The sequence below is a fragment of the Aeromonas sp. MTB genome, assembly GCF_056632455.1.
Genome location: NZ_CP147026.1, coordinates 502,501 through 522,150 on the forward strand (window position 1 = coordinate 502,501; position 19,650 = coordinate 522,150).

Genomic DNA, 19,650 nt, shown 5'->3' on the forward strand with positions numbered 1-19,650 from the left:
ACGCTATTACTCACAGATTTCCGAATGGGGAAACCCACCCGAGATAACTCGGGTATCTGTTACTGAATACATAGGTAACAGAGGCGAACCGGGAGAACTGAAACATCTAAGTACCCCGAGGAAAAGAAATCAACCGAGATTCCCTCAGTAGCGGCGAGCGAACGGGGATTAGCCCTTAAGCATCTTGGAAGTTAGTGGAACGGTCCTGGAAGAACCGGCGATACAGGGTGATAGCCCCGTACACGAAAACGACCTTGATGTGAAATCGAGTAGGGCGGGACACGTGACATCCTGTCTGAATATGGGGGGACCATCCTCCAAGGCTAAATACTCCTGACTGACCGATAGTGAACCAGTACCGTGAGGGAAAGGCGAAAAGAACCCCTGTGAGGGGAGTGAAATAGAACCTGAAACCGTGTACGTACAAGCAGTGGGAGCCCTTCGGGGTGACTGCGTACCTTTTGTATAATGGGTCAGCGACTTACATTTTGTAGCGAGGTTAACCGTATAGGGGAGCCGTAGGGAAACCGAGTCTTAACTGGGCGTCTAGTTGCAAGGTGTAGACCCGAAACCGGGTGATCTAGCCATGGGCAGGTTGAAGGTTGAGTAACATCAACTGGAGGACCGAACCCACTAACGTTGCAAAGTTAGGGGATGACCTGTGGCTGGGGGTGAAAGGTCAATCAAACTCGGAGATAGCTGGTTCTCCCCGAAAGCTATTTAGGTAGCGCCTCGGACGAATACTACTGGGGGTAGAGCACTGTTTGGGCTAGGGGTCATCCCGACTTACCAACCCCATGCAAACTCCGAATACCAGTAAGTACTATCCGGGAGACACACGGCGGGTGCTAACGTCCGTCGTGAAGAGGGAAACAACCCAGACCGCCGGCTAAGGTCCCAAAGTTCTGGTTAAGTGGGAAACGATGTGGGAAGGCTCAGACAGCTAGGATGTTGGCTTAGAAGCAGCCATCATTTAAAGAAAGCGTAATAGCTCACTAGTCGAGTCGGCCTGCGCGGAAGATGTAACGGGGCTCAAACCAGGCACCGAAGCCGCGGATTCACACTTATGTGTGAGTGGTAGGGGAGCGTTCTGTAAGTCTGCGAAGGTGTATCGAGAGGTATGCTGGAGATATCAGAAGTGCGAATGCTGACGTAAGTAACGATAAAGGGGGTGAAAAGCCTCCTCGCCGGAAGACCAAGGGTTCCTGTCCAACGTTAATCGGGGCAGGGTGAGTCGACCCCTAAGGCGAGGCCGAAAGGCGTAGTCGATGGGAAGCAGGTTAATATTCCTGCACGACTTGTAATTGCGATGGGGGGACGGAGAAGGCTAGGTGGGCCAGGCGACGGTTGTCCTGGTGAAAGTGCGTAGGTGGTGTTTCTAGGCAAATCCGGAGACACAACACTGAGACACGAGACGAACGCACTACGGTGCGGAAGCCATTGATGCCCTGCTTCCAGGAAAAGCCTCTAAGCTTCAGATTACAAGTCATCGTACCCCAAACCGACACAGGTGGTCGGGTAGAGAATACCAAGGCGCTTGAGAGAACTCGGGTGAAGGAACTAGGCAAAATAGAACCGTAACTTCGGGAGAAGGTTCGCTCTTGACAGTGAAGTCCCTTGCGGATGGAGCAGTTGGGAGTCGCAGTGACCAGATGGCTGGGACTGTTTATCAAAAACACAGCACTCTGCAAACACGAAAGTGGACGTATAGGGTGTGACACCTGCCCGGTGCCGGAAGGTTAATTGATGGGGTTAGCGCAAGCGAAGCTCTTGATCGAAGCCCCGGTAAACGGCGACCGTAACTATAACGGTCCTAAGGTAGCGAAATTCCTTGTCGGGTAAGTTCCGACCTGCACGAATGGTGTAACCATGGCCATGCTGTCTCCACCCGAGACTCAGTGAAATCGAATTCGCCGTGAAGATGCGGTGTACCCGCGGCTAGACGGAAAGACCCCGTGAACCTTTACTACAGCTTGGCACTGAACATTGAACCTACATGTGTAGGATAGGTGGGAGGCTTTGAAGGCGTGACGCCAGTTGCGCTGGAGCCGTCCTTGAAATACCACCCTTGTATGTTTGATGTTCTAACGCAGGGCCCTGAATCGGGCTCGCGGACAGTGCCTGGTGGGTAGTTTGACTGGGGCGGTCTCCTCCCAAAGAGTAACGGAGGAGCACGAAGGTTGGCTAATCCTGGTCGGACATCAGGAGGTTAGTGCAATGGCATAAGCCAGCTTAACTGCGAGACGGACAGGTCGAGCAGGTACGAAAGTAGGTCATAGTGATCCGGTGGTTCTGAATGGAAGGGCCATCGCTCAACGGATAAAAGGTACTCCGGGGATAACAGGCTGATACCGCCCAAGAGTTCATATCGACGGCGGTGTTTGGCACCTCGATGTCGGCTCATCACATCCTGGGGCTGAAGTCGGTCCCAAGGGTATGGCTGTTCGCCATTTAAAGTGGTACGCGAGCTGGGTTCAGAACGTCGTGAGACAGTTCGGTCCCTATCTGCCGTGGGCGTTGGATGATTGAAGGGAGTTGCTCCTAGTACGAGAGGACCGGAGTGAACGAACCTCTGGTGTTCGGGTTGTCACGCCAGTGGCACTGCCCGGTAGCTAAGTTCGGAATCGATAACCGCTGAAAGCATCTAAGCGGGAAGCGAGCCCTGAGATGAGTCATCCCTGACCCCTTGAGGGTCCTAAAGGGCCGTTGGAGACCACAACGTTGATAGGTGGGGTGTGTAAGCGCGGCGACGTGTTGAGCTAACCCATACTAATTACCCGTGAGGCTTAACCATACAACACCCAAGAAGTGTTTCTGGCCTTGTAGCGAATGAACGAACTACTAATTCAGTGATAATGACCAAGTCGTTACTCACGTCAGCTTTCTAGATTAAAGAATTTGCCTGGCGGCCATAGCGCCGTGGAACCACCTGATCCCATGCCGAACTCAGAAGTGAAACGCGGTAGCGCCGATGGTAGTGTGGCATTCGCCATGCGAGAGTAGGACACTGCCAGGCACCCAATTAAACAGTGATGTGAAGAATCATGTCACTGGCTGCGAGGATGACACCTCAGAAAATGCAGCAGAAGATTTAGCGCAAGCTAACCGAATGCGGAGCGGTAGTTCAGTCGGTTAGAATACCGGCCTGTCACGCCGGGGGTCGCGGGTTCGAGTCCCGTCCGCTCCGCCACTAATTTGAAGGCCTTCCCTGATGGGAAGGCCTTTTTGCTATGGGCGGTTTTGCCAGTGACCTCCAGATTTGCACACCAGAATCAACACAAAGCCCGGCTTCACGAACGGGCTTTGTGTTTTTAGCGTGTTAAACAGCCAGTGTTAGTATTTATCTGCAGGAAGAGAACTAAAACCCTGCCATCTTTCCCATTTTCTATCTATATCAAGCCCTTATCTGATGGATTACTAGCCACTTTAACTGGTTTACTTTTGGCCAAACTCTGTTCATGGCGCGCGATTAGGGTTGTATCTCGCTTATAACTCGGTAGAGTAAGGGCATCTTGAGTTTGCCTGTCCCGCGCTGAGTGTGTCGGGCTCCAGGTGTAACTTGGCCAGTTTTTATCAACCTTAAGTCAGTGGTATCGATATGGAACAAGTAAACAAGTCCACCTTCAGCGATGTACTGGAATATGTGCGTATGTCCCGTCGCCAGAACAAACTCAAGCGTGAAATTGCGGATAACGAGAAGAAGATCCGTGACAACCAGAAGCGCGTGCTGCTGCTCGACAACCTGAGCGACTATATCAAGCCGGGCATGAGCATTGATGATGTGCAGGCGATCATCGCCAACATGCGTGCCGACTATGAAGAGCGCGTGGATGACCACATCATCAAGAACGCCGAGCTCTCCAAAGAGCGTAAAGAGCTGAGCACCAAGCTGAAGGGCATGAGCTCTCACAAATAAGCGTTGCGCTTTCGCTTAAGAAACACCGGCCACTGGCCGGTGTTTTGTTATCAGCTCGGATCTCTGCCACTCCTGCAACAATCGGCTCCCCTTTTTAGAATTGCCCTGTTACCATCACCACAAAGCGGTCAATAGTTTCAAGCCATTGACTTGAAAAGACTAAGCTTGAGTGAAACACAATAAATTGCGCAACCATGGTGGGGCTGATATGGGCGCATCAGAACAGACGGATTTGACACAAGTGGCATCTCAAGATTCATCTGTCCAGACCTCGGACGGGAACCCAAAGCGCAAGCGTCGTCTCTGGTGGCGTTGGCTGTTCTGTTTTCTCTTTTTATTGTGCCTGGGGGCGGTGATCGCTCTGGTTGGCTATGAGATGAAAACCTCGAAGCTGCAATCTCAGGAGATTTCCCGCTATGCCGCCAAGCTCACCTATCAGGTCGAGCCTGGTCAGAGCAAGCAGATCGCCTTCCCTGAGGATGGCCCGTTCGACAAGCGGCTCGGCTATGTGCAACTGCCGATGATGCAGGAGCGTTTGCTGCAGCGGGGCTATGAAGTCAGCAAGCAGGTGCATTTCTCCGACGCGCTCTATGACTACGCCAGTCGAGGCTTCTTCGTGCCCTATACCGAGAAGGTGCAGGCCGGACTGACGCTGCACGACTGCCGTGCCGAGCCCTTCTATCAATTCAAGTATCCGACCCATCACTATCCGGATTTTGACTCCATTCCGCCTCTTGTCATCCAGTCGCTGCTGTTTATCGAGAACCGCGACTTGCTGAGCAACGAAGAGCCGTTGGCCAACCCGGCGGTCGACTGGCCCCGTTTTGCCAAGGCCGCGCTCTCCCAGGTGGGCAAGGCGCTCGATATGCAGGATCAATCTGCCGGTGGCAGTACCCTGGCGACCCAGGTGGAGAAGTATCGCCACTCGCCGGATGGCCTGACCCTGTCGCCGACCGAGAAGATCCGTCAGATGGCCTCTGCCAGCGTGCGTGCCTATCGTCTCGGGCCGGAAACCCTCGAAGCGCGCAAACTGGTCGCCTGGGCCTATCTCAACTCGGTACCGCTCTCGGCTGCGCCGGGATATGGTGAGGTGCATGGTTTGGGGGATGGTCTCTGGGTCTGGTTTGGTGCCAATGTCGATGACGTGAACCGTCTGCTGGACCCCGCCCGCAACCAGAACGCACCGCTGACCGAGCAGGGGCTTGCCCTGCGTCAGGTTGTCTCTTTGATGATTGCGCACCGTCGTCCCTCTTACTATCTGGCTCAGGGGCGAGAGGCGCTGGCTACCCTGACCGACAGCTACCTGCGCCTGTTTGTGCAGGAGGGGATGATCACGCCACCTCTGATGGAGGCGGCGCTCAAGGCCAAGATTACATTCCGTGACTTCCTTCAGTCCCCTGCTATCACCCGGGTGAACAATAACAAGGGGTTGCAGGTTGCCCGTACTCGCCTGAGCCGCCAGCTTGGGGTGCAGCTCTATGACCTCGACCGGATGGATCTGACCGCCGATACCAGCCTCAACATGCCGCTGCAGAACGAAATCTCCCGTTATCTGCAACAGCTGGCCGACCCGACGTTTGCCGCCCAGGTAGGGCTGTTTGGTGAGCGCCTGCTCTCGCCGGAGAAGACGGGCGATGTGCGCTACAGCTTCACCCTGTTCGAGAAGTCACCGGAAGGGTTCAAGGTGCGGGTGCAGACCGACAACACCGATCAGCCGTTCGATATCAACGAAGGTTCCAAGCTGGAGTTGGGCTCAACCGCCAAGTTGCGGGTGCTGACCACCTATCTGGAGATCGTGGCCGAGCTGCACGACAACTATGCCGGGATGCCGGTCGAGAATCTGCGCAAGCTGGCGGCCGTCTCTCAGGACAACCTCAGCCGCTGGGCCATCTCCTATCTGATGACGGCTCAGGACAAGAGCCTGCCTGTGATGCTGGAAGCGGCGCTGGATCGCAAATACTCCGCCAGCCCCAACGAAGGATTCTTTACCGGTGGCGGCATGCACACCTTCAACAACTTCCGCCGTGAGGATAACAATCGTATTCCGACGTTGCGTGACTCTCTGCGTGAGTCGATTAACTTGCCCTTTGTGCGGCTGATGCGCGATATCGTGCGCTACAGCCTCTACAAGGAGGGCAACCGTGCCCAGTTGCTGAAGGATGACAAGGATCCCCGTCGTCAGGAGTATCTGGCCAAATTTGCCGACAAAGAGGGGCAGACCTATCTGCTGCGCTTCTGGCGCAAATATCGCGGCAAGACTCCCGAGGAGCAGCTCGATACCTTCCTCGACGGTCTCAAGCCGAGTGCGGTACGTCTGGCGGCGGTTCACCGCTACCTGATGCCGGAAGCCAGCGAAGCGGCTTTTGCTGCCTTCCTGGCGGAGCGGTTGCCGAGAGAGAAGCTGAGCGCCAAGCGGGTTAATCAGCTCTACGTCAGCTATGGCCCGGGCAAGTATTCACTGCCGGATCAGGGCTACATCGCCCGGGTTCACCCGCTGGAGCTGTGGCTGCTGGCCTATCTCAAGGAGTTCGACAAGGCGACCTTTGCCGACGCGGTGGCGGCCAGTCGTGACGAGCGGCAAGAGGTTTACAGCTGGCTGTTCAAGACCCGTCATCGCAGTGCCCGTGACAGCCGGATCCGCACCATGCTGGAGGTGGAAGCCTTCCTCGATATCCATCAGCGCTGGGCCAAGCTTGGTTATCCGTTCGACCATCTGGTTCCTTCGCTGGCGACCGCGTTGGGTAGCTCTGGCGACCGCCCGGCAGCACTGGCCGAGCTGATGGGGATTATCCAGAATGGCGGTATCCGCTCGCCAACTTTGCGTATCGAGCACCTCTCGTTCGCCAAGGGGACGCCCTTCGAGACCGAGTTTGAGCCGCAGCACACCGAGGGAACCCGAGTCATGCCAGCAGAGGTGGCGGCCGCCCTGCGCAGTGCGCTCTCCAAAGTCGTTGAAGGGGGCACGGCAAGACGTATCGCCGGTGCCTTTACCCTGCCGGATGGCACTGTGCTGCAGATGGGGGGCAAGACCGGAACCGGGGATAACCGGATTGAAACCGTGGGTCGTTATGGCAACGTGACCAGCTCACTGGCGCGCAACCGCACCGCGACCTTCGTCTTCTATCTGGGTGAGGATCACTTCGGTACCCTGACCGCCTATGTACCGGGTAGCCAGTCTGACAAGTTCCGCTTCACCTCGGCACTGCCGGTGCAGGTGCTCAAGGGGATGGCTCCCCTGCTGACGCCTTACCTGCAACCGGGCTCCCATACCCAGTGTCTGGCGAACCAGTGATGCGAGCGAATTAACGCTCATCACGCAGATAACTAACCAGAAAAAACGGGGAGGCTGACAGCCTCCCCGTTTTTATTTCCTTATCGGCCGCAGCGGCGCTCGATTGCGATCAGGCGTTCAGTACGAACTGCTCGATCACCTGAGCCACGCCATCTTCATCGTTGCGGGCGGTGGTGTGCCGGGCGAGAGCCTTGATCTCGTCGGTGGCATTGCCCATCGCAACTCCGAGGCCTGCGTATTCGATCATGTGGCGATCGTTGCCGGCATCCCCGACGCAGATCACCTGAGCGGCGGTCAGGCCCAGGTGCTCGGCCAGTGCGGCCACGCCGGTTCCCTTGTTGCTCTGCTTGTTCATGAACTCGAGGAAGAAGGGGGCGCTCTGTACCACGGTATAGCGCTCATAGAGCTCTGCAGGCAGTCGCTCGATGGCGCGGGAGAGCTGGGGCGGCTCGTCGATCATCATCACCTTCATGATCTGCTCGTCGGCAGGCAGGGTGGCGAAGTCGATCAGATTGATCGGCATGCCGATCAGGCGGGATTCGTGCTCGGTGTAGGTGCTGACACGGGGACTGATCAGGCCACGGGTGACCGAGAAACCGTGGACGTTCACCTCCAGCTCGTCAGCCAGTTTGGCGACGGCGCTGGCGTCACTGCCGGTCAGCAGCTGGCTGCGGATGATGCGCTGATCGGCCACCTGCTGCACTAGGGCGCCGTTGTAGCAGATGACGTAGTCATGCTCTGTGGTGAGGCCGAGCTCTTCCAGATAGCGGCTCATCCCTTCCAGCGGGCGGCCGGAGGCCAGTACTACGGTTACCCCTTTAGCGCGCGCGGCACTGATGGCGGCGTGGGTGCGGGGAGTAATCTGGCCCTGCGGGTTGAGCAGGGTGCCATCCATATCCAATGCGATCAGCTTGTACATCTCTCACTACCTGAGTCTGGGTGGCCCGCCCGGTGGGGCCAAGGAAGTGGCGAGTGTAGCGAAAATCGGCGGCGGGATCACGACCGGTTCAGCGATGGGGCCGTGCCGGTTGAGCTATTTGTGTCCCTCGTAAGGGGTCATCTCGAGGGTTTCATCATGGATGGTCAGACGGGTAGGGCCTCGGGTAATGGTAACCTTGCGTTTCAAGCTGGCCATCTCGACCTCGATGCCGGAGTAGAGGTGCTGGGTGGCAATGACCTCCATCTGAGCCATCAAGTTTCGCAGCTCCTCCTGGTTGGCGGTGAGCTGCTCATCGAGCTGGGCCAGTTCGGCCAGCTGATGGTCCCGGATCGGTTTGAGCTTGCGCAGGGTATCCGGATTGCGCTTGTCGCCGGGCAGTTGCAGCAACTTCATGACCAGCTCCTTGATTTTCTCCAGCTGGGCCTGACACGCCTGCTGGCGCAGCTTGAGCTGGTGTTCCTGCTCCTTGTGGGTGAAGTAGCCGCCAAGGATCTGCAGCCGGGTATGGTTGGCTGCCTCGGCCCCCAGGCTGGGGGCCATGATCAGGCGATTGGCAATGCTGGTGCCCCCCAGCAGAGTGCCTTTGCGCATGTTGCTATCGCCCACCTTGATATCTTGTCCGCTGCGGGAGTAGCAGTGGCTGAGCTGGCTCTGGATCTGGATATCCCCCCCCGCTTCCAGCTGGGCATACTGGGCGTAGCTGGCGTGGATCTCCCCCTGCGCATTGAGTTGGCAAAGGTACTCTCCCTGCTCGTTGCGGCGGCCAATGATGCCGTGGCGTACCGTAATGCTGCCCCCTGCCTCGATCCAGCCCCCTTCGATAAAGCCGCCAATCACGATGTCACCGCTGACCCGGATCTTCATGCCCGGGTTGACGTCGCCGCTGACGATTAAGCCCCCTTCAAAATCAATGTGGCCGTGGCGGGCATCCACCTGTTTGACGCTGAGCACCTCGTCCACCTTCATGCCTGCTTTCTCCTGACAGGGCAGGCCCGCCCGACCGGCAATCAGCAGGTCGGGATCGTCGGGGGAGATGAAGGTGCCCTCGCCAGCGCTCATCGGACTGTCTTTGCCATCCTTGGCGGGCAGATCCTGACCGGTCACGGTAAAACCGGGCACCCCGACGGTGGCCGGATGACGGCGCATCAGCGGAGCGCCTGCCTTGACGGTGACGATGGAGCCGAGATCCCGCAGGTCGACCTTGCCATGACCCAGCTCCTGCGGTTTGAGGATCCGTTCGGCCGGGGTCTCCACCAGCCGCTCATAGCGAGTGTCCTGACCATTGACGGCAGGCTGGCCGTTGGCAATCACCAGCTTGAGCTGACTGCCGGGGGCGGCCTCCTTGGCTGACTGGATGGCAGCGGTGAGCAGTTGCTCACTCACCCCCTGTTTGATTTCGCTGATGGCGATCGCCTCTTTCAGCTGTTCCAGCGTCACATACTTGCCACCCCAGTCGGCAGTGATCTGGGCGATGGCGCTCATGCGATCCTTCTCCACTATTACGGCGAGTCGGGCATCCTGACGCTTGCCGACAGGGATGGGGTTGGCAGGGACGGGGGCGGCAGGGTTGGTGAGCAGGGTATTGAGCAGGCTGATGGCCTGTTTGATCCCCTCGGGCAGCGGCTGATAGCGGCGACAGTTGGAAGCGAGCAGCAGAGCCTGCACATCCTGTTCCGTGACAGGTTTGGTGAGACCGGCGGCAATCCGCAGGCAGACCAGTTCCATATCGCTTGATAGCAGCAACCACTCTTTGCTTAACACCGCATCTCCTTGCTGGATGAGAACGGAGCGATCGGCTCGCTCCTCTACTGTCATTTAATCTCTCAATGATTAATAAAGCGAGTCGCCAACCTTGAGAGTGGGCAGTATTCAGATATTTCCTCTGAATGGTCAATGAATTGAAGTCAAATCGGTGATGGCGGCCAGATAAATGTGGGCGCTGTTTGGAAACGGAGAGAAAAGACGGATCGTAGCGCCAGCGACATAGGGTCGCTGGCAGGTGAATGGCGGTTCTTATCAGCTGCGCTGGGCTATTCTGGCCAGGGTGAGGTAATCGCCGAGCACCGGTTCACCCAGCATATGGCGGCGCAGCATGTCGAGGGCGGCAAAGGCGAGGATCTTGCGGCGACTCTCCGGGTCGGGGTGGCTGATCTTGACCGTCTGACCGATGTGCATGCCATCGGCGCTGAGCAGCAGTGGCACCCCCTCTGGCCCTTTTCGCCCTATGGTCAGTTGCAGGCCCGCATCGGTCGTCGGCAGTTGTGCCAGCTCATCGGCCAGTTGCGTACTGAAGTTGGCCTCCAGCCGGGGATGGCCGTGACAAAGCGCCAGCAGGGCGCCGCCACTCTCTCCCTCCAGCAGAGTTAGCGGTTTGTCTTGCAGCAGCGCCAGGATCTGCTGCGCCGGTTCCATATCTCCGCTGCCAACCAGCCAGGGACGGATCGTATCCAGCAGTCGGCGCTCGGCACTCTCCATGTCAGCGGCACTGGCGCCGTGGCCGATCAGCTTCAGCTCGATAAGGGGCATGGAGGAGCGGTAACCCAGCTCAATACCAGCTGGCCAGGGTTCGGCATCCAGCATATCGCTGAGCGCCGACTCCGAGACGCCGAAGGTGTAAAAGCGACGCAGCTCGGTATCGATCTGTGCCCCGGCCAGCTGTTTGAGGCGCGGCAGAATTTGCTCGCGCACCATCTGTTTGAACTCGAACGGCACGCCCGGGGTGAAGAAGAGCTGACTCTGGCCACTTCGCACCACAAAGCCGCAGGCGGTGCCGACCGGGTTGTCGAGGATCTCGCTCCCCTGTGGCAACCAGGCCTGTTTGGCATTGCTTTGTGCCATGGGGCGGCCACGGCTGGCGTAGCGCGCTTCGATGGTAGCGAGCCAGTCGGGGAAGAGGGTGAGCGGTTGGTCAAAGGCCTCGGCGGCGGCCTGAGCGGTGAGGTCGTCGGCAGTGGGCCCGAGCCCGCCACACACCAGCACCACCTCGGCGCGGCTGGCACTCTCTTGCAGCACCGTTTTCAGGTCGGCGAGGTTGTCCCCTACCGTCAGGCGACGGCGCACCTGCCAGCCCTGCTCCAGCAGCAGAGCGCTGAGCCAGGCCGCGTTGGTATCCACCACCAGACCCGTCACAATTTCGTCTCCGGTACTGATGATCTCGATACGCATGGCAGGCTCCTTGGATTAAACGGGTGGCAGCGGTTGGCCTCGGGCCAACACAATCAGGCTTTGTTGTGCTCGAAGTAGTAGCTGATCCGGGTACGCGGATTGAGGTACTCGAACACGGCGGGCGGCAGCCGTTTGGGGTGGATCACCTTGGCGATCGACAGTTCGGCTTGCTGCAGGTCGATGATGGCGGCTTCCTGACGGGGAATGCGCGGATCGTAGACCAGCACCGAGGGGTAGAGCAGGCGGGAAGCGTTGACCGACATCACCAGCCCCACCTGACCATTGGAGAGTTGCACCACGCTGCCGGGGGGGTAGATCCCCATCAACCGGATCAGCATGCTGAGGTACTCCGGATTGAACTGCGCCTTGCGCTGCTTGTAGAGGCCGCTCAGGGCCGAGTAGGGCACCTTGGCCTGCATGTGGCAGAGGTTATCGTACTCGTTGATCAGCGACACCATCTGGGTCAGCGGATCGAGCTGGCCACCCTTGAGCCCTTCCGGCCCGCTGCCATCGAGATATTCATGGTGATGGAGCACGATCCCCTTTGCCTCGGCCGGGAAATCTTTGGCCAGATTGAGCAGATCCAGTCCGTAGCGCGGGTGCTGGGCCATCAGGTTCTGCTCCGGCTTGGTCAGCGGCTCGGTCTTGCGCAGGATCTGGCTCGGGATCTTCAGCTTGCCGATATCGTGGAACAGCGCCCCCATGCCGACCTGACGGATCTCGTCGGCCGACATGTTGCACTCCTTGGCCAGCAGCATGCTGAGCACGCTGACGTTGAGGGAGTGGAAGTAGAGGTTGTTGCCATCCTCGCTGTCGGAGACCAGATGGAGCACCATCTCGTCCACCGAGAGCAGCTGTTCTGTCATGGCGTTGACCAGCTCCTGCGCCTCGCCGATGGCATTGAGGGGGCGGGACTGGATCTTGCTCATCACACTGCGCACCTGCGCCAGCGACTGCTGGAACTGTTTCTCGCACTGCTGCAGGTTGCGGCGATAGAGTTGCAACTGTTCGATGCGGCGATCTTTCTCCTGCTGCATCTGGGCCTGGCGCTGGGCGGCGTCTGCGCTCTCTTGTTGCTGAGGCTGTACCTGATTGAGGGGCTTGGGCGGAACGTCGCTCTTGTCGGGAATGATGGTGACCAGTTTCAGGCCGAGACGGCGGATCAGCTCGATCTCTTCTTCACTTTTGATCTTGAAGCTGGAAAACAGGAACGGGTGTTCGCGCCACCCCAGTGGCAGGGATACATAGTTGCCGACTTGCAGTCGATCTACGGAAATCTTGATACCGGTCATTATCTTGGAAGCAGGAGACACACTGAGCCGTATGCTAGTCAAAGGCGGGGGTGAATACAAAAGGTATCTGATGACAGGGCAGGAGCTTTATTATAGGCTTCTGGATGTCCAGACATATTTACTGATGCAGTACAGGGAGTAAGCATGCCGATCAAGATTCCGGATCAGTTACCCGCCGCCGAAGTGCTGGGGCAGGAGAACATCTTCGTGATGACGGAATCCCGGGCCGTCACCCAGAACATCCGCCCGCTTCGGGTGCTCATCCTCAACCTGATGCCAAAGAAGATTGAGACCGAGATCCAGCTGATGCGGATGCTCTCCAACTCGCCGCTGCAGGTGGATGTGGATCTGCTGCGCATCGATGACAGGGAGTCAAAGAACACGCCGCAGGCCCATCTGGAGAACTTCTATCACGACTTCGAGCAGGTGCGTGGCAATAACTACGACGGCATGATCATTACCGGGGCGCCGCTCGGGCTGGTGGAGTTCGAGGAGGTGGTCTACTGGCCGCGCATCGTCGAGATCATCGAGTGGTCCCATCAGCATGTCACCTCCACCCTGTTCCTCTGCTGGGCGGTGCAGGCGGCGCTGAAAGCCTTGTATGGCATGGAGAAGCAGACCCACGGCGAGAAGCTCTCCGGGGTTTATCGCCACCATCGTCTCGATGAGCACGAGCCGCTGCTGCGCGGTTTCGATGACGAGTTCGTCGCCCCCCACTCCCGCTACGCGGCGTTTGATGGCGATCTGATCCGTGCCCAGACCGACTTGCAGATTTTTGCCGAGTCAGAAGAGGCGGGAGTCTATCTGGCGGCCACCAAGGATTGTCGTCAGGTGTTTGTCACCGGCCACCCGGAGTACGATGCCCTGACGCTGGACGGGGAGTATCAGCGGGATCTGGCGGCAGGGCTCGCCCCGGCCATTCCGGTCAACTACTACCCGAATAATGATCCGGGCCAGACCCCGCGCGCCAGCTGGCGCAGCCATGGTCATCTGCTGTTTGCCAACTGGCTCAACTACTACGTCTATCAGCTCACCAGCTATCGGGTGGAGGATATCGGCAAGGTCTTTACCTACGACCAGGGAGGCAAGTAGTCAGTCGCCCTGCGCCAGCCGCTCGGCCAGCTGGTCGAGCCATTGGCGGTGGCAGGCCAGGGTAAACGCCTTGGGTCTGTGGGCCTTGATGGCGGCCATCGCCTCTTGCTGTGGCTGGCCGAGGGTCATCAGCAGCGCGGCGGCGACCAGACCGGTACGACCGCTGCCCCCTTTGCAGTGGATGACCAGATGTTTGCCATCCCCCAGCAGCTCGCGCAGCTGTGGCAGCGCCTGTTGCCAGGTAGCCTCGAAGTCGGCATCGGGGGCCAGATCATCCTCGATGGGCAGATGGAACCAGCGCATCCCTTCGTGCTCGACCTGCTGGCCGAGCTGCGCCAGTTCGAGTCGGATCAACTCGGCGCTCGTCATCAGGGTCACCACCCCGTGGGCACCGGCCAACCGCAGTTGATCGAGCGCTAGGGTCAGCGGCACCTGCTGGGTGCCGGGGCAGGGGGTCAGCAGCAGCTGACCATCGACACGGGGAACCTCAAGGCTCCAGAAGGGGTGATACGGGTGCATGGCGGATCCTCGCGTGGTGGCCGCAGGGCTGCGACCGGTGAATGGCGCCAAGGATAGGCGGGGCAGGGGGGATGTCAATGGCCGTTGTGTTTGCCCCGGTTTACGGGCAGAGTCTAAAAAATTGAGCGGTTCAAGGAGTTAAGATGAGAAACCTGGATCAACTGGATTTGGATATCCTGGCCCATCTGTTTCGGGATGCGGGCATGACCAACAAGGATCTGGCCGCGCTGGTGGGCGTTGCCCCCTCCACCTGTCTGGAGCGGGTGCGCAAGCTGCAGCAGGATGGCGTGCTCAAGGGGGCGCACTGCGAAGTGGATTATCAGGCCCTCGGTGGCCACATTCAGGCCATGGTCTCCCTGCAGTTGGCCCGCCACAGCCGTCAGATCATCGATGCTTTCCGCGATGCCATTCTGGCGCTGCCCGAAGTGATCAGCCTGTTCCACATGGGGGGCAAGGATGATTTTCTGGTGCACCTCTGTGTCTCCGATACCGAGCACCTGCGCAACTTTGTCTTCGATCACTTCACCTCCCGCGAGGAGGTGGTGCACCTCGAAACCTCGCTGGTATTCGAGCACAAGTTCAGCCGCTCCCTGCCCTGCTTTCCCCAGCCATAATGGCCAGTGGGCCGACAGTATGAATAGATGGAAAAACCGCCAGCTGGCGGTTTTGTCCATTCTGCTATCGATTGAACTTGCACGGGTGGCTCAATTGGCGGCGGTGCGTTCATCCTTGGCCGTCTGATAGAGGCTCTTCTGATAGGCCATGCTGCCCCACAGGGCAAGACCAAGCGCATCTTCCTTCAAGGCGTCCGGCTGCGCCGCCAGGGTCAGCTTCTCGTTGGCATCATCGTAGACATAGCCCTCTGCTGCCCGTTCCGGTTGCAGGATCACCACATCCTTGCCGCGCATCAGGGCGAAGTTCTTGTCGTACTGCATGATGGCGCGCCCCGGCCAGTCGGCGGGCATGCGCGTCAGATCCTTGCCGAGCATGGGGTAGTCGGCACTGACCCCCATCAGAGAGAGCAGGGTCGGCGCCATGTCGATCTGGCTGACGATGCGCGGATCCTTTCTCGGCGCAATACCGTCGCCCACGATAACCCCCGGAATATGGAAGCGGGGAATTGGCACCAGACTGGCGCCACCGACCCGGCTGTCGTGGTCGGCGATGACCAGAAACAGGGTATCCTTCCAGTATTCGGACTGTTTCGCCTTCTTGAAGAACTCGCCGATGGCGTAATCCGCATACTTGGCCGCGTTGTTGCGGGTATGCTTGGGCTGCTCGAAGAGTTCGATGCGGTTGTCCGGGAATTCGAACGGATCGTGGTTGCTGGAGCTGAACACCAGACTGAAGAAGGGTTTGCCCTCTTTGTGAAGGGCCTTGAAGGTCTCGTCGGCCTTGGCCATCAGATCCTCGTCGGAAGCTCCCCAGGAGCCTTTGAACACCGGATTGTCGAAATCCTTCTGTTCGACGATGGTGGTGAAGCCGTTGCCGAGGAAGAAGCTGCGCATGTTGTCGAAGTGACTCTCGCCGCCATAAATAAAGCTGGTGTCATAACCCCGCTGTTTGAGCAGATCCGCGATGGTAAAGAAGTTGGTCTGGCTCTTGCCTAGTTTGACCACCGCCTGTGCCGGGGTCGGCGTGAAGCCGGTCAGTACTGCTTCGATACCGCGCACCGAGCGGGTGCCGGTGGCGTAGAGCTGCTCGAAGGCCCAGCCCTGCTGCGACAGGGCGTCGATGTTGGGGGTAAGCGGCAGGCCGCCGAGGGAGCCGACAAACTGGGCGCCCAGGCTCTCCTGCAGCAGGATCACCAGATTCTTCGGTTTACCCTGGAAGCTCGCCTGGTTGAAGGTCTGGCTGGGCAGCAGATCTGAGTTGAAATCACTGGCCGGACGACCACTCTCCTTGCGCATGACCTCGAGCACCTTCTGAGGGGTCATCTCGCCGTAAAACTGGCCGGCATCCTCCTCGGCGCCCATCTGTTTGATGGCAAAGAAGAGGGAGTAGGCGGAGTTGACGGTGAGCGAGTTGACCAGCGGATCCTCGGCAAAGGCGACCATGGCCGGGTTCAGGGCGCGGTGGCCGAGACTGGAGCGGGCACCGAGAAAACCTATGGCCAGAATGAGCAGGGCGAAGGCCGGACGCAGATACCAGCGCGGGAAGCTGAGGCCACGCACCAGACGGCCGCTCAGCCACCAACCGCTGGTCAGCGCGGCGCCACTGAAGAGTAACGCCAGCAGCAGCTCGGCTTTGCGGCCCGCCCACAGCATGGCGAACACCTCTTTCGGATAGATGAGGTACTCCACATAGAGGCGGTTGGGGCGCACGCCATATTCGGTGACAAACGAAGGGGTGGAGATCTCGAGGAACAGCATCAGCCAGAGTCCGACGGTCAGCCAGACGCGCATCAGTTGCAGCCAGCCTCGGCCGATGGCATGGGGGCCTGCCAGCAGCAGAGTGAGCATGGCGGGGACACCCCAGACCCAGCAGAGGGTCGCAAAGTCGACCCGGATCCCTTGCAGCAGCATCTCCTGCCAACCGGCCACGGCATCCACCCGTTCCAGTTGCCATATACCGAGGGCGATTCGGCTGAAAGAGAGAGAGAAAAGCGCGAGCGCGCAGAAGACGGCGAAGGGCCAAAACGGGCCGAGTCGCTGTTTTAGATCTGTCATGTTTGTTCCTGAATGAGACTCTAAACGTCTGTCCACAGACGTTTTTTTAGTTGTTGTGAGGTTATGACAGATCGAATTGGTTAAGGTTGCATTCAAGTTTGTTAAAAGTCGGCATTAACACATTTATCATCTAAAAATGTGATGCCACGCCACTAATGAGCACAGAATAATCTGCTGGATAAAATGTGAGCCACAGCGTGTATGGATGGGGAGTTGGTGTTTATAATTGCCGCGAATTATCTCAATCGGAGCCGAAGGGATGCCGGTCTTTATCGATGTCGAGTATGTGCGGGGATGGCGCCTGTTTTTGGTGTTATCGGATGGCACCACGGGGGTGCTGGATCTGACCCCCTGGCGAACCCAGCCGCTATTTGCAAAGCTGGAGAGCGAGCGTCACTGCGCCCGGGTCTTCATCAACCGTCACCACCAGCTGGAGTGGCCTGTTGGCTGCACGCTATCCGCCCATGAGGTCTATCACCTCATCTCGCCCATTGATGAGCGGGAAGCCTTCAGCTAATCCCCATTTTTTGTGAGCCAACGCCAGATTCCTGTTGCTGGAATGTTTGCCCGTTTGCCTTTCTGAGCCAACTTGGGTAAAACCTGCGCAACATTTTGCCAACTTGCCTTCGCTTCACCTGACAGAGGCTTGCCGCTTTCGCGCCGCAGGCCTTTTTTGCGGCCTGACGGCAAACCTTTCCCTTGCTGAAAGGTTTGATTGGTTGAATGAAAATAACAAAACAAACAAATACATAAGGAAAATGTATGGCTTGTCATATGCGCACTCCTCTTGCCCTGCTGGTGGGCGGGCTCGCCTGTCACGGCGCCGCCGGTCAGGAGTCGGTGCAACAGCTGGATCCCATGGTGGTGGTGGCAACCCGCCCCGCCAGCACACTTGAAGTGATACTGGATCCCAAGAAGCCCGGTTCCCCCATGCCCGCTGCCGACGGCGCCGGTTATCTGAAGAATGTCACCGGCATGAGCATGGTGCGCAAAGGGGGGCTCGGTGGCGACCCTGTGCTGCGGGGGATGGGGATGTCCCGCCTCAACGTGCAGATGGATGGCGGCATGCTGGCCGGTGGCTGTGGCGGCCGGATGGACCCGCCCACCGCCTATGTGTTTCCCCAATCCTTTGACCGGATCCGGGTGCTGAAGGGGCCGCAATCCCTCGAGCAGGGTGCCACCCTGGCGGGAACCGTGCTGTTCGAACGGGACAGACCCGAGTTCACCGCACCGGGCCTCAAGGCCGATGCCTCGGCCCTCTATGGCAGTTTTGGCCGCGATGACCAGATGGTGGATATGACGGTGGGTTCGACCGATGGCTATCTGCGCGGTCAGTTCACCCACTCCGATAGCGACGATTACCGCGATGGTCACGGCAACGAGGTGCGCTCCTTCTATCGCCGCGAGAACGGCACCGCCCAGCTGGGCTGGACGCCGGGGGAGCACACCTGGCTGGAACTGACCGCCGAGCGCAGCAACGCCCGCGCCGCCTATGCGGACCGCACCATGGATGGCCCCATGTTTGATCGCGAATCCTTCGGGCTGAAGCTCAGGCAGGAGCAGATCACCACTCACTGGCAGCGCAGCGAGCTGACCCTGTGGGACAACTACATCGACCACATCATGGACAACTTCAGCCTGCGGCAAAACAGCGGCATGAAGATGCTCTCCAACCCGGATCGCCGCAATACCGGCGGGCGCTGGGCCAACGATATCGCCCTGCCTGCCGACTGGCTGCTGACCGCCGGGCTAGACAGCAACCGGGATCAGCATCGCAGTCGGAGTGGGGTCGACTATGCCACCAAAGATCGTCAGCGCACCCTGCGTTTCGAGCAGCAGGGCGGATTCGCCGAACTGGGTCGTCAGCAGGGGGCCCACAGCTACAAGGGCGGTTATCGTCAGGATAGGGTAGAGACCACCCGCTATGGCGCTGGTGAACAGACCCTCTACAGCGATACCCTGAGTCTTAACAGCGGGTTTGGCCGCTACGAATATCAGTGGTCGCCACGCTGGTCCAGCTATCTGGCCTGGGGGCAGGCGGAGCGGGCGCCGGACTACTGGGAGCGCAGCAAGGACAGCACCCCGTTCACCCTCAACCCGGAGCGCAGCCGTCAGTGGGATGCAGGGCTGGCTTTGCGCAGCCGCGAGCTGGACCTGACCCTCTCCCTCTTTAGTGCCGACATCAAGGACTACCTGCTCTACAACAGCAAGTCGAATCAGGTGCGCAACATCGATGCCCAGACCCGCGGTGGCGAGCTGGAGGGGCGCTGGCAGTTTGCCGAGCAGTGGCGTCTCGATGGTGGTCTGGCGGTGGTCTACGGCGAAAACCAGAGCGACAACAAACCGCTGGCCCAGATGCCGCCCCTCGATGGCAAGCTGGCGCTGGGCTGGCAGCCGGACGAAGCGCTGAGTTTCACCCTGCTGGGCCGCGCCGTGGCGGCGCAGGATCGGGTAGATCTCTGGTCCGGTACCGTTGCAGGTCAGGATCAGGGGGAGACCCCGGGCTTCTTCACCATGAACCTGAGCGGCGCCTGGCAGTTTGCCAAGGGGTGGCAACTCTCGGCCGGGGTAGACAACCTGTTCGACACCTTCTACTACGAGCACCTCTCCAAGTCGGTGCACGCCAGTCAGGCCGGGCTTGGCTATGAGCAGAGCGGCCGCATCCCCGAGCCGGGTCGTTCCTACTGGCTCTCGGTCAACTACCGTTTTGCCTCGGCCAGTGTGCTCTAACCAGTTGAGTCAGATAACGTTTTCAGTCACAGACA

13 protein-coding genes, 1 tRNA gene and 2 rRNA genes (1 of these 16 only partly in view) are annotated in these 19,650 nt (G+C 58.9%); 9 read left to right on the forward strand and 7 right to left on the reverse strand.

Going from position 1 to position 19,650, the window contains the following annotated elements:
• The 5 genes from WBR25_RS02390 to WBR25_RS02410 all read left to right on the forward strand — a co-directional run.
• Positions 1 to 2,794, forward strand: a 23S ribosomal RNA gene (locus WBR25_RS02390) (it extends 95 nt beyond the left edge of the window).
• 107 nt (positions 2,795 to 2,901) lie between these two features.
• Positions 2,902 to 3,016: ribosomal RNA gene (gene rrf / locus WBR25_RS02395) — 5S ribosomal RNA — on the forward strand.
• A 97-nt stretch (positions 3,017 to 3,113) separates the two neighbouring features.
• Positions 3,114 to 3,190 (forward strand) — tRNA-Asp (locus tag WBR25_RS02400).
• A 408-nt stretch (positions 3,191 to 3,598) separates the two neighbouring features.
• The gene (gene tmaR / locus WBR25_RS02405) at positions 3,599 to 3,916 is read left to right on the forward strand and encodes a PTS system regulator TmaR (RefSeq protein ID WP_005336024.1); all 318 of its coding nucleotides are present in this window, start codon (positions 3,599 to 3,601) and stop codon (positions 3,914 to 3,916) included.
• A gap of 208 nt (positions 3,917 to 4,124) precedes the next feature.
• Positions 4,125 to 7,208: a transglycosylase domain-containing protein gene (locus WBR25_RS02410; RefSeq protein ID WP_479749343.1), complete on the forward strand. Its 3,084-nt coding sequence runs from the start codon at positions 4,125 to 4,127 to the stop codon at positions 7,206 to 7,208.
• A 109-nt stretch (positions 7,209 to 7,317) separates the two neighbouring features.
• On the opposite strand, the gene yidA is transcribed toward WBR25_RS02410, so the two are convergent.
• The 4 genes from yidA to WBR25_RS02430 form a co-directional block, all read right to left on the reverse strand.
• Positions 7,318 to 8,127 (reverse strand): sugar-phosphatase, encoded by an 810-nt coding sequence (gene yidA, locus WBR25_RS02415; protein WP_479749344.1) that lies wholly within the window; start codon positions 8,125 to 8,127, stop codon positions 7,318 to 7,320.
• Between the two features lie 114 nt (positions 8,128 to 8,241).
• Positions 8,242 to 9,909 carry a DUF342 domain-containing protein gene (locus WBR25_RS02420; protein ID WP_240533643.1) on the reverse strand — a complete coding sequence of 556 codons (1,668 nt, stop codon included), beginning with the start codon at positions 9,907 to 9,909 and terminating at the stop codon, positions 8,242 to 8,244.
• Positions 9,910 to 10,164: 255 nt separating this feature from the next.
• Complete coding sequence (locus WBR25_RS02425) at positions 10,165 to 11,313, reverse strand: competence/damage-inducible protein A (RefSeq protein WP_479749345.1); 1,149 nt, start codon at positions 11,311 to 11,313, stop codon at positions 10,165 to 10,167.
• A gap of 53 nt (positions 11,314 to 11,366) precedes the next feature.
• On the reverse strand, positions 11,367 to 12,605 hold the full coding sequence (locus tag WBR25_RS02430; RefSeq protein WP_162517468.1) for a cyclic di-GMP phosphodiesterase: 1,239 nt from the start codon (positions 12,603 to 12,605) through the stop codon (positions 11,367 to 11,369).
• Between the two features lie 144 nt (positions 12,606 to 12,749).
• Here WBR25_RS02430 and metA point away from each other — a divergent pair, with 144 nt between their 5' ends.
• A complete protein-coding gene (gene metA, locus WBR25_RS02435) occupies positions 12,750 to 13,697 on the forward strand; it encodes a homoserine O-succinyltransferase MetA (RefSeq protein WP_479749346.1) in 948 nt (315 codons plus the stop codon).
• On the opposite strand, the gene WBR25_RS02440 is transcribed toward metA, so the two are convergent.
• Positions 13,698 to 14,216, reverse strand: a complete 519-nt coding sequence (locus WBR25_RS02440) for a cyclin-dependent kinase inhibitor 3 family protein (RefSeq protein WP_429134050.1) — start codon at positions 14,214 to 14,216, stop codon at positions 13,698 to 13,700.
• Positions 14,217 to 14,359: 143 nt separating this feature from the next.
• Here WBR25_RS02440 and WBR25_RS02445 point away from each other — a divergent pair, with 143 nt between their 5' ends.
• Positions 14,360 to 14,830, forward strand: a complete 471-nt coding sequence (locus WBR25_RS02445) for an Lrp/AsnC family transcriptional regulator (RefSeq protein WP_005336001.1) — start codon at positions 14,360 to 14,362, stop codon at positions 14,828 to 14,830.
• Between the two features lie 90 nt (positions 14,831 to 14,920).
• Here the strand turns inward: WBR25_RS02445 and WBR25_RS02450 are convergent, their stop codons facing one another.
• Positions 14,921 to 16,885: an LTA synthase family protein gene (locus WBR25_RS02450; protein ID WP_479749347.1), complete on the reverse strand. Its 1,965-nt coding sequence runs from the start codon at positions 16,883 to 16,885 to the stop codon at positions 14,921 to 14,923.
• 259 nt (positions 16,886 to 17,144) lie between these two features.
• Here WBR25_RS02450 and WBR25_RS02455 point away from each other — a divergent pair, with 259 nt between their 5' ends.
• Entirely contained in the window at positions 17,145 to 17,402 is a 258-nt protein-coding gene (locus tag WBR25_RS02455; protein WP_005335997.1) for a DUF2442 domain-containing protein, read from the forward strand.
• On the opposite strand, the gene WBR25_RS02460 is transcribed toward WBR25_RS02455, so the two are convergent.
• Entirely contained in the window at positions 17,399 to 17,659 is a 261-nt protein-coding gene (locus tag WBR25_RS02460) for a hypothetical protein (RefSeq protein WP_127006022.1), read from the reverse strand. The genes WBR25_RS02455 and WBR25_RS02460 overlap by 4 nt on opposite strands.
• Between WBR25_RS02460 and WBR25_RS02465 the strand changes: the two genes are divergently transcribed.
• On the forward strand, positions 17,648 to 19,615 hold the full coding sequence (locus WBR25_RS02465) for a TonB-dependent copper receptor (protein ID WP_479749348.1): 1,968 nt from the start codon (positions 17,648 to 17,650) through the stop codon (positions 19,613 to 19,615). The genes WBR25_RS02460 and WBR25_RS02465 overlap by 12 nt on opposite strands.
• Positions 19,616 to 19,650 lie beyond the last annotated feature (35 nt).

Bases quoted from the DNA above. Each gene is read 5' to 3' on its own strand.
- tmaR (WP_005336024.1), top strand. From the start codon at position 3,599: ATGGAACAAGTAAACAAGTCCACCTTCAGCGATGTACTGGAATATGTG.
- WBR25_RS02410 (WP_479749343.1), top strand. From the start codon at position 4,125: ATGGGCGCATCAGAACAGACGGATTTGACACAAGTGGCATCTCAAGAT.
- yidA (WP_479749344.1), bottom strand. From the start codon at position 8,127: ATGTACAAGCTGATCGCATTGGATATGGATGGCACCCTGCTCAACCCG.
- WBR25_RS02425 (WP_479749345.1), bottom strand. From the start codon at position 11,313: ATGCGTATCGAGATCATCAGTACCGGAGACGAAATTGTGACGGGTCTG.
- WBR25_RS02430 (WP_162517468.1), bottom strand. From the start codon at position 12,605: ATGACCGGTATCAAGATTTCCGTAGATCGACTGCAAGTCGGCAACTAT.
- metA (WP_479749346.1), top strand. From the start codon at position 12,750: ATGCCGATCAAGATTCCGGATCAGTTACCCGCCGCCGAAGTGCTGGGG.
- WBR25_RS02440 (WP_429134050.1), bottom strand. From the start codon at position 14,216: ATGCACCCGTATCACCCCTTCTGGAGCCTTGAGGTTCCCCGTGTCGAT.
- WBR25_RS02445 (WP_005336001.1), top strand. From the start codon at position 14,360: ATGAGAAACCTGGATCAACTGGATTTGGATATCCTGGCCCATCTGTTT.
- WBR25_RS02450 (WP_479749347.1), bottom strand. From the start codon at position 16,885: ATGACAGATCTAAAACAGCGACTCGGCCCGTTTTGGCCCTTCGCCGTC.
- WBR25_RS02455 (WP_005335997.1), top strand. From the start codon at position 17,145: ATGCCGGTCTTTATCGATGTCGAGTATGTGCGGGGATGGCGCCTGTTT.
- WBR25_RS02465 (WP_479749348.1), top strand. From the start codon at position 17,648: ATGGCTTGTCATATGCGCACTCCTCTTGCCCTGCTGGTGGGCGGGCTC.
- WBR25_RS02460 (WP_127006022.1), bottom strand. From the start codon at position 17,659: ATGACAAGCCATACATTTTCCTTATGTATTTGTTTGTTTTGTTATTTT.